General features: G+C 70.2%; 13 protein-coding genes. 8 read left to right on the top strand and 5 right to left on the bottom strand.

Features of this window, described 5'->3' with window-relative positions:
• From QF046_RS16550 to QF046_RS16570, 5 genes are read right to left on the bottom strand one after another with little or no spacing between them, the layout of a single operon-like run.
• On the bottom strand, positions 1-261 hold the full coding sequence (locus QF046_RS16550) for a DUF6457 domain-containing protein (RefSeq protein WP_307371923.1): 261 nt from the start codon (positions 259-261) through the stop codon (positions 1-3).
• Positions 258-851, bottom strand: coding sequence for a molybdenum cofactor guanylyltransferase (locus QF046_RS16555; RefSeq protein WP_307371925.1), 594 nt, complete (start codon positions 849-851; stop codon positions 258-260). Before QF046_RS16555 ends, QF046_RS16550 begins: the two co-directional genes overlap by 4 nt.
• Entirely contained in the window at positions 848-1333 is a 486-nt protein-coding gene (moaC, locus tag QF046_RS16560) for a cyclic pyranopterin monophosphate synthase MoaC (RefSeq protein WP_307371927.1), read from the bottom strand. Before moaC ends, QF046_RS16555 begins: the two co-directional genes overlap by 4 nt.
• Complete coding sequence (glp, locus tag QF046_RS16565) at positions 1330-2526, bottom strand: gephyrin-like molybdotransferase Glp (protein ID WP_307371929.1); 1197 nt, start codon at positions 2524-2526, stop codon at positions 1330-1332. Before glp ends, moaC begins: the two co-directional genes overlap by 4 nt.
• Complete coding sequence (locus tag QF046_RS16570) at positions 2523-3617, bottom strand: ThiF family adenylyltransferase (protein WP_307371931.1); 1095 nt, start codon at positions 3615-3617, stop codon at positions 2523-2525. The genes glp and QF046_RS16570 overlap by 4 nt, the downstream gene beginning before the upstream one ends.
• 95 nt (positions 3618-3712) lie before the next feature.
• On the opposite strand from QF046_RS16570, the gene QF046_RS16575 reads away from it, so the two are divergent.
• The 8 genes from QF046_RS16575 to moaA all read left to right on the top strand — a co-directional run bounded on the left by QF046_RS16575 (position 3713) and on the right by moaA (position 12693).
• Positions 3713-4108: a molybdopterin-binding protein gene (locus QF046_RS16575; RefSeq protein WP_307371933.1), complete on the top strand. Its 396-nt coding sequence runs from the start codon at positions 3713-3715 to the stop codon at positions 4106-4108.
• Positions 4108-4875: a molybdate ABC transporter substrate-binding protein gene (gene modA / locus QF046_RS16580; protein WP_307371935.1), complete on the top strand. Its 768-nt coding sequence runs from the start codon at positions 4108-4110 to the stop codon at positions 4873-4875. The genes QF046_RS16575 and modA overlap by 1 nt, the downstream gene beginning before the upstream one ends.
• A complete protein-coding gene (gene modB, locus QF046_RS16585; protein ID WP_307371937.1) occupies positions 4872-5687 on the top strand; it encodes a molybdate ABC transporter permease subunit in 816 nt (271 codons plus the stop codon). Before modA ends, modB begins: the two co-directional genes overlap by 4 nt.
• On the top strand, positions 5684-6577 hold the full coding sequence (locus QF046_RS16590; RefSeq protein WP_307371939.1) for a sulfate/molybdate ABC transporter ATP-binding protein: 894 nt from the start codon (positions 5684-5686) through the stop codon (positions 6575-6577). The genes modB and QF046_RS16590 overlap by 4 nt, the downstream gene beginning before the upstream one ends.
• Positions 6578-6739: 162 nt before the next feature.
• Positions 6740-7654, top strand: a complete 915-nt coding sequence (gene fdhD, locus QF046_RS16595; RefSeq protein WP_307371941.1) for a formate dehydrogenase accessory sulfurtransferase FdhD — start codon at positions 6740-6742, stop codon at positions 7652-7654.
• A gap of 161 nt (positions 7655-7815) precedes the next feature.
• Positions 7816-10170, top strand: a complete 2355-nt coding sequence (locus QF046_RS16600) for an FdhF/YdeP family oxidoreductase (protein WP_307371943.1) — start codon at positions 7816-7818, stop codon at positions 10168-10170.
• A gap of 69 nt (positions 10171-10239) precedes the next feature.
• Positions 10240-11571: an OFA family MFS transporter gene (locus QF046_RS16605; protein WP_307371945.1), complete on the top strand. Its 1332-nt coding sequence runs from the start codon at positions 10240-10242 to the stop codon at positions 11569-11571.
• Between the two features lie 87 nt (positions 11572-11658).
• Positions 11659-12693, top strand: a complete 1035-nt coding sequence (moaA, locus tag QF046_RS16610) for a GTP 3',8-cyclase MoaA (protein WP_307371947.1) — start codon at positions 11659-11661, stop codon at positions 12691-12693.
• The last annotated feature ends 36 nt before the right edge of the window (positions 12694-12729 follow it).

A 12729-nucleotide genomic window follows, 5' to 3' on the forward strand; every position in this document is an offset into this window, starting at 1 on the left:
TCAGCCCTGCCAATCGCCGGCGAGCTTCACGACATCGGCGACCGCGGCCCGGACGTCCTCCGGCGAACCGCCGCGGCGTCCGGCGACGAGACCGGCGACGAACGCGCTGAACGGAGCAGCCGGGCGCGCGACGCCGTTGGCGACATCCTTCGCGAGATCCAGGATGAGCGAGATCGGCACATCCTCGGGGTTCAGATCGAAGTGCTCCCGCAGGGCATCAGCCCACTGATCCAGAGCCTCGGGTGGCAGATGCTCGCTCATGGATGCTCCTTCGTCGACTCTTCGTAATCCTCCCACGTATCCACATCCCGGGCACTGGAACCGGGATCGGGAAGCGCCACGACGGCGAGTCCCGAGAGCAGCGCGCGCACCGGCAGGTCGCGGCCACCGTCTGGCAGGGATGCCGCGGCATCCGCCAGCGCCGCCGTGCGATACACGCCCGTCAGCCACTGCATCCGCCCGTCGGCATCGGCCAGGCAGCTGCCATCCCGACCCCGGATGCCCGCCACGAGCGCAGCGACCGCGGCATCCGGTCGGGGCAGGTCGCAGGCCAGCAGGAACGTCCACTCCGCGGCATCCGCGCCCAGTGCCGCCAGCGCGGTCACGACCGCGGCAGCAGGACCCGAGAACGGCGGATCCTCGCGCACCCAGCGCACATCGCGAGCGGATGCCGACTCCGGCCCCACCACGATCACCGGATCCGCATCCATCGACGCCACCGCGGCGATCGCCCGATCGCGCATGCTGACGCCGTGCACCGGCAGGCCCGGCTTGTCGATGCCGCCCATCCGAGAGGCGCGGCCGCCGGCGAGCAGGATCGCGCCGAAGCGCGGCGCCGGGGCAGTCGTCATGACTGCGCGGGCTCGCCCGGACGGTGCCAGTCGCCGGACTTGCCTCCGGTCTTCGCGACGATGCGCACGTTCGCGATCGACGTGCCCTTGTCCAGGCCCTTCACCATGTCGACCACCGTGAGGGCGGCGACCGACACGGCCGTCAGCGCCTCCATCTCCACACCGGTGCGGTCGGCGGTGCGCACGGTCGCCTCCAGCTCCACGCCGTCGTCGACGATCTGCAGGTCGACCACCGCACCGTGCACGCCGATCACGTGCGCGAGCGGCAGCAGCTCGGGGGTGCGCTTCGCACCGGCGATGCCCGCGATCCGTGCGACCGCCAGCACATCGCCCTTCGGCACGGTGTCGTCCCGCAGCGCCGCCACCACGTGCGGAGCGCAGTGCACGAACCCGCGCGCGGTCGCTGAACGCACGGTCGGCTGCTTCTCGGTGACGTCGACCATGCGGGCGTGGCCCGCAGCATCCAGGTGTGTGAAGGTCATGGCACCAGCATGACATCGACGACGTCGCCGACCTCGACGGTGTCGACGTCGGCCGGCACGATCGCGTACGCCTCGGCCCGGCCCAGGCTCGCCGCCAGGTGCGAGCCGCCGGAGGATGCCGGGCGCACCCCGTCGCGCGTCACCAGCACCGGCCGGTACTGCCGCCGCTCCGGCGGTGTGCGCCACGCCTCGATCACCGGCAGCCGCACCACCAGACGATCCAGATCCGCGGAGCCCTGCATGGCCCGCAGCGCGGGACGCACGAACACCTCGAAAGACACGGCCACGCTCACCGGGTTGCCGGGCAGGCCGAACAGCAGCGGCGTGCCGTCGCCGAAGCCCTGCGGTTTGCCGGGCTGCATGGCCACCTTGTCGAACTGCATCCTGGCGACGTTCTTGACCACCTCGTAAGCGCCCTCGCTGACGCCGCCGGAGGTGATCACGACATCCGCCCCGAGGGCCGTGGCATCCGCCAGCGCGGCCCGCAGGCCGTCGCCGTCGTCGGTCACCGACATCGTCAGCACCACCTCGGCACCGTTCTCGCGGCAGAGCCCCTCCAGCAGCACGCTGTTGGACTCCGGGATCTGCCCGCGCTCCAGCGGCGCACCCGGCGGGCGCAGCTCGTCGCCGGTGGAGATCACGGCCACCCGCGGCATCCGCGAGACGACCACGTCCTGCACCCCCGCGGCGGCTGCCGCGGCCAGCTGCCGACCGCCGAGCTCGATGCCCGCGGGCAGGATCTCATCGCCCACCCGGTGCTCTTCGCCCTGCGGGCGGATATGCGCTCCCGTGGCCCGAGGCGAGACCAGCACCCGGATGCCGCCGAGCGAATCCGCGAGACCTCCGGCGGTGTCCTCGAACGGCACGATGGCATCGGCATCGCGGGGGAGCGGGGCGCCGGTCATGATGCGCACCGCCTGCCCGGGTCCGAAGGCCGGATCGGCCGCACTGCCGGCCGGGATGTCGGCGACCACCTCGAGCGGCACCGGGTTGTCGGCCGACGCGCCCGCGACATCGGCGAAGCGCACGGCGAAGCCGTCCATGGCCGAGTTGTCGAACAGCGGAAGATCCACGGCAGAGTGCACCGGCTCGCGCAGGATGCGCCCGAGAGCCGCGACCAGCGGAACCCGCGTCGCCTCCAGCGTCGGCACCGCCGCGAGGACGCGATCGCGATGCTCTTCGACGGTGATCATGCCGGCTGCCTCCTGCTGTTGTACCCGTCCATGCCGCCGCGCAGCACCACGGCGTCGACGCCGGCGCCCCGCAGCGCCTGGGCCGCCCGGCGGGCGCGCATGCCCACCTGGCAGACCACGACGACTTCGCTGCCCGCCAGCTCCGCCGCGACCGTGTCGACATCGCCGAGCAGGGATGCCAGCGGCAGGTGCCTGGCGCCCGGCAGCATCCCGGTCGCGACCTCGTCGGCCTCCCGCACGTCGATCACGACCGTGCCGTCGGCGGGGTCGTCGACGGCGGGAATCGTTTGGGGAGCGGCAGGGGAAGCGGGCGGGGATGCCGGAGCTGTAGTGCGCGCCGCCCGCAGCGGCACTTCGCGCACGGTGCCGGCGAGCACGTCGATCATCGCGATCCGGCCCAGCAGCGGCCGCCCGATGCCGGTGATCAGCTTGAGCGCCTCGGCGGCCATCATGGAACCCGCCTGCAGGCACATCGGGCCGAACACGCCCACGGCCGAGCACGCCGGAGCCTCGCTGCCCGGCGGGTACAGGTCGTGCAGCCGCACGGCATCCGCCCCTTCCGGCGGAGCCGACCAGAACACCGTCACCAGCCCCGCGAACTCCTGCACCGACCCCCACACCAGCGGGATCGCGAGCCGTTCGCAGGCCCCCGCGATCACCTCGCGACTCTCGAACGAGTCCGTGCCGTCGAGCACCAGGTCGACGCCCGAGATCAGTTCGGCGGCGTTGTCGAGAGTGAGGCGGGTGCCGACCACCCGCACCTCGGTCTCGGACAGATCGGACGCCACGCGCACGACGCTGTCGGTCTTGGGCCTGCCCACGTCCTGCAGACGGTGGATCACCTGACGCTGCAGGTTGGACAGCTCGATGTCGTCGTCGTCGAACACGACGATGCGGCCGATGCCGGCGGCGGCCAGGGCCAGCACGACGGGTGCCCCGAGACCACCGGCGCCGATCACGCCCACGCTCGCCGCGGCGATGCGCCGCTGTCCCTCGGATCCCAGCCCCGCCAGACGCTGATGCCTGGCCGTGCGCAGGTGCTCTCGGCTGCTGAGCGCGTCAAGGGGTTCGACCAGCGGGGGGAGGGACATACCCACAGATTAGCTCGCTGCGGATTGCCGAAGGCGTCCGCACTTGCGGAGAAAATCGCTGAATACGTCCGCATCGGCGGTGATAGTGTGCGAGCATGTCCGCGAGCTACAAGATCGCCCAGGCCGCCGACCTGCTCGGCGTCAGCGACGACACCGTCCGCAGGTGGGTCGAGCGCGGAGTGCTGCCGGTGACGGATGCCACGCCCGCCGAGATCCCCGGTGAGGCACTCGCCCAGCAGGCGATCGCCCTCGCGAGATCGAGCGGAGACGCGAGTGGGGTGCGCTCCAGCGCACGTAACCGCTTCACCGGACTGGTCACCAACGTCGTCATCGACACCGTCGCAGCCCAGGTCGAGATCCAGGCCGGCCCGCACCGGATCGTGTCGCTCATGACGGCCGAAGCCGTGCGCGAGCTCGGCTTGGAGGTCGGGTCGCTCGCCGTCGCCGTCGTCAAGGCGACGACGGTCATCGTCGAAGCCCCGAGGAGCTGATGCGCCGACTTCCCGCCATCGCCGCCGTGGCCGCCCTCGCACTGCTGCTGGGAGGCTGCACCACCGCGCAGCCGAGGCCGTCCGCCGACTCGGACGCCATCTCCGGCGACCTGGCCGTCTCCGCCGCCGCGTCGCTCCAGGGCGCGTTCGACGCGGCCATCACCGAGTTCACCACCGCGCATCCCGAGGTGCACGTCGTCGTGAACTACGACGGCTCCAGCACGCTCGCCACCCAGATCGACAACGGCGCGCGGGTCGACGTGTTCGCGTCGGCCGACCAGGCGAACATGGCCAGGGTCACGGATGCCGGCCTCGCTGCCGCCCCGGCGATCTTCGCCGGCAACACGCTCGTCGTCGTGGTGCCGAGGGGGAGTTCCGCCGACGTCCGTACGCTGGCAGACCTCGCGAAGCCGGGCGTCAAGACCGTGCTGTGCGCGCCGGAGGTGCCCTGCGGCGCCGCGTCGAAGAGGCTCCTCGACAATGCAGGCATCGACGTCACCCCGGTCAGTCAGGAGCAGAACGTCACCGCCGTGCTCACCAAGGTGCGTGGCGACGAGGCCGATGCGGGCCTCGTGTACAGGACGGATGCCGAGACGGCAGACGTCGAGTCCTTCGCCCCGGAGGGCGCGGACCGGGTCGTGAACTCCTACCCGATAGCCGTGCTCGCCGACGCGCCCAACCCCACGGCGGCGAATGCCTTCGTGGCGTTCATCCGGGGCGACGCCGGGCAGCGCGTCCTGGCATCGCTCGGATTCGAGGCGCCGTGAGGAACAGCACCCGCCGCGGCTACGCGCCCCGGATCCTTGCCGTCCCCGCCCTGCTCGGAGTCGCCTTCCTCGTGCTGCCGCTGGCCGCACTGGTCGGACGGGTGCAGTGGGCGTCGCTCTGGCAGGACATCACCTCGACCGACGCGCTCAGCGCCCTGCGCCTGTCGGTGCTGACGGGCCTCGCGGCCACTGCGATCTGCCTGCTGATCGGCATCCCGCTCGCCCTGCTCATCGCCCGCTCCGCACCCCGCACGGCTGCACTGCTGCGTGCCGTCGTGACCGTGCCGCTGGTGTTGCCGCCCATGGTCGGCGGGCTCTCGCTGTTGTTCCTGTTCGGTCGCTCCGGGTGGCTCGGCTGGACCGGCTGGCAGGTGCCGTTCACCACCGTCGCCGTCGTGCTCGCGCAGACCTTCGTCGCCCTCCCGTTCCTCGTGCTCGCCCTGGAGGGCGCCATCCGCACCTCAGGGCTCGACTACGAGCGCACCGCCGCCGGCCTCGGCGCAGGCAGCTGGACGATCCTGTGGCGGGTCACGCTGCCGCTCGCCGCTCCCGGGCTGCTGTCGGGCACCGTGCTGTGCTTCGCCCGCGCGGCCGGGGAGTTCGGCGCCACCGCACTGTTCGCCGGCAATGCTCCCGGCGTCACGCAGACCATGCCGCTGGCCATCTACACGGCCTTCAACGGCGCCGGCGTCAGCCAGGGCAGCGCGATCGCCCTGTCGCTGATGCTGCTGGTCACCTCCGTCGCCGTGCTGCTGCTGGTGCGCGGCTGGCGGCCGGGCGGTGCGGCTGCAGCCCCGGAGGAGTTGCGATGACCGGCGCGCTACTGGATGCCGAGATCCGTGTCGATCGCGGTGGGTTCGCCCTGGATGCCGCCCTGCACGCCGAACCGGGGGAGATCCTCGCCCTGATGGGCCCGTCCGGGGCCGGCAAGTCGACCCTGCTGAGCGTCATCGCCGGATTCATCCGTCTCAGCGCGGGGGCGGTGCGCCTGGACGACGACACCGTGCAGGATGCTGTCGGCATCGACATCCCCCCACGCGAGCGCGGTGTGATCCTGCTCGGGCAGCAGCCCCGGCTGTTCCCGCATCTCAACGCCCGGGAGAACATCGCGTTCGGCCCCCGCGCGCACGGCGCGCCCAAGGCGCAGGCCCGGGCGGATGCCGATGGCTGGCTGGCGCGCATCGGACTGGCAGATCTCGGCGACCGGCGCCCCGCACGACTGTCCGGAGGGCAGCAGCAGCGCGTCGCCCTCGCCCGGGCGCTGGCCACCTCGCCGCGCGTGCTGCTGTTGGACGAGCCGCTCACCTCGCTCGACCCGGCCACCGCCGACGGCATCCGCACCCTGCTGCGGGACGAGCTCGCCGCGACAGGCACGACCGTCGTGATGGCCACGCACGATGCGGCGGATGCCGTCGCCCTCGCCGACCGGCTGGTGATCCTCGAAGCAGGCCGCATCACCGCGGACGGTACCCCCGCGGCCGTGCTCGACGCTCCCGTCACCCCGTTCGCCGCCGCCCTCGCACGAACGGTCCCAGGGACCGACCCGACCTGGCAGGCACGAGCCGATCGCATCGAGGCGACTGCAGACGGCATCCGGGTCCGCGTGCGCACCGCCGACGGCGAGTTCCACGACCTCCGACTGCCGCCGGGGTCACCGGTCGTGCAGGGATCCCTGATCAGCATCCATCCGCCTGTCCCCTGACCGGTAGCATGCGGGGTCGATCTGCACACCTGGCGGGAGGCTCGGCGGTGAACTCCCTGCACGCGGGACGGCCCTGCAGCCGCACCCGGCGCCTGCCACCCCGCAGAGGAGTACGGTGACTCCCATACCGTGGCAGAGCGAGGGCGCACCCGGGAGGACACGATGGGCAGAATCACCACCCGCAAGAAGGTCGTTCGCATCACCGCAGGAGCGGATGACGTCGAACGCGCGGTCGTACGCAGGCTCGACACGCTGGCCGTGGAGGAGCCACTGGAGATCAGAGTGCTCGGCGAGCCGCTGACCGTCACGATGCGCACACCGGGCCATGACGTCGAACTGGCGGCCGGTTTCCTGGTCTCCGAGGGCGTGATCACCGACGGCGAGCAGTTCCTCTCGGCCATCCACTGCGGAGGGCCGGGCACGGGTGGAGCGGCCGCCGCGCCCGGGGCGTACGCGCTGGGAGCCTCCGCCTCCGACGGCGGCAACACGTACAACGTGCTCGACGTGACGCTGGCACCGGGCACTCCGCTGCCGGACCCCGAGCGAGCGAGGCATTCGTACACCACCAGCGCCTGCGGCGTGTGCGGTGCGGCATCCATCGAACAGGTCTCGACAACCTCGGCCTTCGATGTGTCGACCGACCCGCTCGTCGTGGATGCCGAGACGCTGGCCGCCCTGCCGGACCGGCTGCGCTCGCAGCAGGAGGCGTTCGAGAAGACCGGCGGTCTGCACGCGGCCGGGCTCTACGACGCCGCGACCGGCCGGCTGCTCGTCGTGCGCGAGGACGTCGGACGGCACAATGCGGTCGACAAGGTTGTCGGCTGGGCGGTGCTCAACGGCCGGCTGCCACTCGCCGGCACGGTGCTGCAGGTCTCGGGCCGCGCCAGCTTCGAGCTCGTGCAGAAGGCGGTGATGGCCGGCATCCCGATGCTCTCCGCGGTGTCCGCACCGTCGTCGTTGGCCGTCGAGATGGCCGAGTCCACCGGACTGACGCTGTTGGGCTTCGTGCGCGGAGCCAGCATGAACGTCTACTCGCGGGCCGAGCGGGTGCGCGAGGGCATACTCGCTCCCGCCTGAGCCTGAGCCCGAGAGAGCGCGCGCAGGGAGCGGAGAACGCGTGCCTCTGCGCCCCTTGAAACCGGACCGCTGACCGGGCGGATCGTATACGCCGCTCTTGCGCGGATCGTATATCACTGGTAGGCCTGGCATCACAGACACAGGCGAAGGAGCGTGTGACGATGGCTGCCAAGGCCCCGGTCGAAGACATCAGCGAAGACGCGAGGGAGATGGAGGTCAGCCCGCCTCGAGAATGGGCGGCCGGCATTCCCGGAATCACGCATTCGATGGTGCCGGCCATCAAGGACATGGGACTGGGTCGTGCGCTGACGCTGCTGACCGACATGAACCAGAAGGACGGCTTCGACTGCATGAGCTGCGCGTGGGCCGATCCGGACCACCGCAAGACGTTCGAGTTCTGCGAGAACGGCGCCAAGGCGGTCACGTGGGAGGCGACGCCGGTCACCATCCCCACCTCGTTCTGGGCGCAGAACTCGATCACCGGGCTGTTCGACAAGTCCGAGTACTGGCTGGGCATGCAGGGCCGGCTGATCGAGCCGGTGTACAAGCCGAAGGGCAAGGACCACTACGAGCCCATCTCCTGGGATGCCGCCTTCGCGCTGATCGCCGACAGGCTGAAGGCGATGGACTCGCCCGACGAGGCGACGTTCTACACGAGCGGCCGCACCGCCAACGAGACCGCGTTCATCTACCAGCTGCTCGCCCGCTCGCTCGGCACCAACAACCTGCCGGACTGCTCGAACATGTGCCACGAATCCACCGGCAAGGCCATGGGCCAGGTGATCGGCATCGGCAAGAACACCATCGCGTACAAGGACTTCGCCAAGGCCGACCTCATCATCGTGATGGGCCAGAACCCCGGCACCAACCACCCCCGCATGCTGACGGCGCTGGAGGAGGCCAAGGACAACGGGGCCGAGATCGTCGCGATCAACACGCTGCACGAGGCGGGTCTCTCCCGCTACAAGAACCCGCAGCGCGTACGCGGGATCATCGGCCACGGCACGGGACTGGCCGATCAGTACATGCTGATCCGCGCCGGCGGCGACGGCTGGCTGATGAAGGCCATCTCCCAGAAGGTCTTCGAGGCCGAGGATGCCGCACCCGGCACCGTGCTCGATCACGCCTTCCTCGAGGAGCACTGCTCGGGACAGGACGAATTCCGCGAGCATGTCAAGGACCTCGATCCCGAGATGGTGCTGCGCGCCACCGGGCTCACGCAGGCCGAGATCGACGAACTGGCCGAGCGCTACCTGCGCGCCGACCGCGTCGTCATCACCTGGGCGATGGGCCTGACCCAGCACCGGGATGCCGTCAGCATCATCAAGGAGGTCATCAACCTCCTGCTGCTGCGCGGCAACATGGGCAAGCCCGGCGCCGGCGCCTCCCCGATCCGCGGACACAGCAACGTGCAGGGCGATCGCACCATGGGCATCTGGGAGCAGATGCCCGAGAAGTTCCTCGCCGGGCTCGACAGAGAGTTCGGCATCAGCGTCCCGCGCGAGCACGGCTACGACGTCGTCAAGTCCGTCGGGGCGATGCAGGCGGGCAGGACCAAGGTGTGGATCGCGATGGGCGGCAACATGGTCTCGGCGGTCTCCGACACCCACGCCGCGGAGGAGGGATTCCGCAAGGTCGGCCTGAACGTGCAGATCTCCACCAAGCTGAACCGCAACCACCTCACCGTGGGTGACGAGGCCCTGATCCTGCCGGTTCTCGGACGCACGGAGATCGACATGCAGGCCGCCGGCGAGCAGAGCCTGTCCGTGGAGGACTCGGTGTGCGCCATCCACGCGACCAAGGGCAAGGTCAAGCCGATCTCCCCGCTGCTGAAGTCGGAGGTGTCGGTCGTGGTCGGCATCGCCCGCGCACTGTGGGGCGACAGCGGTCCGATCGACTGGGCAGGCTTCGAGCGCGACTACGACACCATCCGCGACCACATCGAGCACGTGGTCCCCGGCTTCACCGACTTCAACAAGCGGATGCGCGAGGATAACGGCTTCATCCTGCCGCACGGTCCACGCGACTCGCGCACCTTCCCGACAGCGACCGGCAAGGCGATGATCACGGTCAACGACCTGGAGTACATCGAGCGCCCGAAGGGCCGGTTGCTGCTGCAGTCGATGCGTGCGCACGACCAGTTCAACACGACGATCTACAGTCTCGACGACCGCTACCGCGGCATCAAGAAGAGTCGTCGGGTGATCTTCGTGAACCCCGACGACCTCCTCGAGCTCGGCATCGCCGACGGCGACCTGGTCGATGTGCACAGCGAGTTCACCGACGGCGTCGATCGTGTCGTGCACGAGTTCAAGGCCGTGTCGTTCCCGACGTCCCGCGGATGCGCGGCGACTTACTTCCCAGAGGGCAACCCGCTGGTCCCGCTCGGGTTCACCGCGCTGGGCAGCAACACCCCGGCGTCGAAGTCGGTCGTCGTCCGCCTCGAGCCTGTCTCGGCGCGAGGGCGGTCGGATGCCGCAGGCGCACCCGGAGCGATGGCGGCCGCCGGGCGCTGACGCCGCGGCAAGACGTCCCCTCGGGGGGATGAGCGTGTCCACATGTCAGTCTGAGAGAGGTGTACGAAGATGTCATCACCCGCAACGACCCGAGGTACGGGCAACAACCCGACCGCCGGCCGATGGTGGATCGTCGTCGCGGCGCTGCTGCTGCAGTTCGCCATCGGCGCGGTCTACGCATGGAGTGTGTTCGGCAAGGCCCTGGCCGACCCGGGCGCGATGAACCTGAGCACATCCGAGGCGTCGCTGACGTTCACGGTGACCATCGGCATGATCTTCATCGGCAGCTACATCGGCGGCAAGGTGCAGGACCGCACAGGGCCGCGTCCGGTGGCGCTGACCGGAGGCGTCATCTACGCCGTGGGCTGCATCGTGGCATCGTTCGCCATCTCGCACGACTCCAGCCAACTGTGGCTGCTGGTGCTCGGCTACGGCGTGATCAGCGGCTTCGGCCTCGGCTACGCATACATCGTGCCGATCGCCATGCTGCAGAAGTGGTTCCCCGACAAGCGCGGCCTGATCACTGGTCTCGCAGTCGCGGGCTTCGGCTTCGGCGCCGTGGTGACCGCACCTGTCGCGCAGTGGCTGATCGCCATGACCCCGACCGAACCGAACCGCGCCTTCCTGCCGCTCGGCATCGGCTACCTCGTGCTGGCGCTGGTGGGTGCGTCGTTCTTCCGCAACCCGCCGGCGGGCTACGCGGTGCCCGGCTGGAAGCCGGCATCGAGCGGCCGCACTCAGGACGCCTACAAGCAGTTCACAGAGAAAGAGGCGCTGCGCGCCCCCCAGTGGTATCTGCTGACGGCGATACTGACGCTGAACGTCACCGTCGGAATCGCGTTGATCGCGCAGGCCGCGGCCAGCGCGAAGGACATCGCGGGCTACACCGTCACGGGTGCCGCGGCGCTGGTCGGCGTGCTCGCGCTGTTCAACGGCGGCGGTCGCATCTTCTGGGCATGGGTGTCGGGAATCACCGGTCGCATGTGGGCGTTCGCGCTCATGCTGGGGCTGCAGGGCATCTGCCTGCTGCTCATCCCGCACGCCTCGAACGCCGCGCTGTTCTTCATCCTGGCGGCGGTGATCTACCTCTGCTACGGCGGCGGCTTCGGCACGATGCCGGCCACGGCGGGCGACTTCTTCGGGGTCAAGCACGCCGGCGCCATCTACGGCCTGATGATCATCGGCTGGAGCCTGGGCGGCATCATCGGACCGCCCATCATCGCGGCGCTGATCGGCGACGGCGAGGTGAAGAACTACACCCTCGGCTACACCGTCATCGGCATCATCGCCCTGGTGTCGCTCGTCTTCCCGCTGATCACGAAGATGCCCCGCCCGAAGGTGGCAGCGGCGACCGCCGTCGCAGCTGCGGCGGGAGCGGCCACCGCAGCCGCGGCGGACTGACCGATCGCACCCCGACCGCCCTGGTCCGTGATTCCACGGCCCCTGGGGCGGTCGGCGGCCGCGCAGACGACGACTACGGTGGTGAACATGGCAGTCCAGCTCGGGTCCCGACTTCGGGACACCCGTGGGCGGATGCTGCGGGACATGCGCATCTCGGTCACCGACCGGTGCAACTTCCGCTGCGTGTATTGCATGCCGAAGGAGATCTTCGGGCGCGACTACGACTTCATGCCGCACGCGATGCTGCTGAGCTTCGAGGAGATCGTGCGCGTCGCGCAGGCCGGTGCCGCCCACGGGGTGCACAAGCTGCGCCTCACCGGCGGCGAGCCGCTGCTGCGCAAGGACATCGAGAAGCTCGTCGCCATGCTCGCCGAGCTGCGCACCACCGAGGGCGAGCCGCTGGACATCGCACTCACCACGAACGGCTCGGCGCTGGCGCACAAGGCGCAGGAGCTGCGGGATGCCGGGCTGAAGCGCGTCACGATCTCGCTGGACTCCCTGGACGAGGCCACGTTCCGAGCCATGAACGACATCGACTTCCCGCTGGCGCGCGTGCTGGATGGCATCCGCGTCGCCGACGAGGTCGGCTTCGACGCCATCAAGGTCAACACGGTCGTCAAGCGCGGCGCGAACGAGGACGACGTGCTCGCGATCGCCGAGCACTTCCGCGGCACCGGAGTGACCGTGCGCTTCATCGAATTCATGGATGTCGGCACGACCAACGGCTGGAACCTGGATCAGGTCGTCCCCTCCGCCGAGATCATCCACCGCATCTCCGCGGTGCATCCGCTCGAGCAGGTCCCGCCCGCCTATCCGGGCGAGACCGCCAGCCGCTGGCGCTACGCCGACGGCGCCGGCGAGATCGGTGCGATCTCCAGCGTCACCGAGCCGTTCTGCGGCAACTGCACGCGGGCGCGGATCTCGGCCGACGGCAAGCTGTTCACCTGTCTGTTCGCCTCGAAGGGACACGACCTGCGGGCGCTGCTGCGCGCGGGGTGCACGGATGCCGAGCTGGAGGACGCTCTGGGCGGCATCTGGGGCGCGCGCGACGACCGCTACTCCGAACTGCGCTCCGCAGACACTCCCACCGAGCGCATCGAGATGTCCTACATCGGCGGCTGACACCCACCGCGCACGCCCGGTCGACCCGTGGCTCGC

Source organism: Microbacterium sp. W4I4, from assembly GCF_030816235.1.
Taxonomy (GTDB): Bacteria; Actinomycetota; Actinomycetes; order Actinomycetales; family Microbacteriaceae; genus Microbacterium.

What these genes read in the sequence shown, in the direction of transcription:
- QF046_RS16550 (WP_307371923.1), bottom strand. Translation starts at nt 261, where the DNA reads ATGAGCGAGCATCTGCCACCCGAGGCTCTGGATCAGTGGGCTGATGCC.
- QF046_RS16555 (WP_307371925.1), bottom strand. Translation starts at nt 851, where the DNA reads ATGACGACTGCCCCGGCGCCGCGCTTCGGCGCGATCCTGCTCGCCGGC.
- moaC (WP_307371927.1), bottom strand. Translation starts at nt 1,333, where the DNA reads ATGACCTTCACACACCTGGATGCTGCGGGCCACGCCCGCATGGTCGAC.
- glp (WP_307371929.1), bottom strand. Translation starts at nt 2,526, where the DNA reads ATGATCACCGTCGAAGAGCATCGCGATCGCGTCCTCGCGGCGGTGCCG.
- QF046_RS16570 (WP_307371931.1), bottom strand. Translation starts at nt 3,617, where the DNA reads ATGTCCCTCCCCCCGCTGGTCGAACCCCTTGACGCGCTCAGCAGCCGA.
- QF046_RS16575 (WP_307371933.1), top strand. Translation starts at nt 3,713, where the DNA reads ATGTCCGCGAGCTACAAGATCGCCCAGGCCGCCGACCTGCTCGGCGTC.
- modA (WP_307371935.1), top strand. Translation starts at nt 4,108, where the DNA reads ATGCGCCGACTTCCCGCCATCGCCGCCGTGGCCGCCCTCGCACTGCTG.
- QF046_RS16590 (WP_307371939.1), top strand. Translation starts at nt 5,684, where the DNA reads ATGACCGGCGCGCTACTGGATGCCGAGATCCGTGTCGATCGCGGTGGG.
- fdhD (WP_307371941.1), top strand. Translation starts at nt 6,740, where the DNA reads ATGGGCAGAATCACCACCCGCAAGAAGGTCGTTCGCATCACCGCAGGA.
- QF046_RS16600 (WP_307371943.1), top strand. Translation starts at nt 7,816, where the DNA reads ATGGCTGCCAAGGCCCCGGTCGAAGACATCAGCGAAGACGCGAGGGAG.
- QF046_RS16605 (WP_307371945.1), top strand. Translation starts at nt 10,240, where the DNA reads ATGTCATCACCCGCAACGACCCGAGGTACGGGCAACAACCCGACCGCC.
- moaA (WP_307371947.1), top strand. Translation starts at nt 11,659, where the DNA reads ATGGCAGTCCAGCTCGGGTCCCGACTTCGGGACACCCGTGGGCGGATG.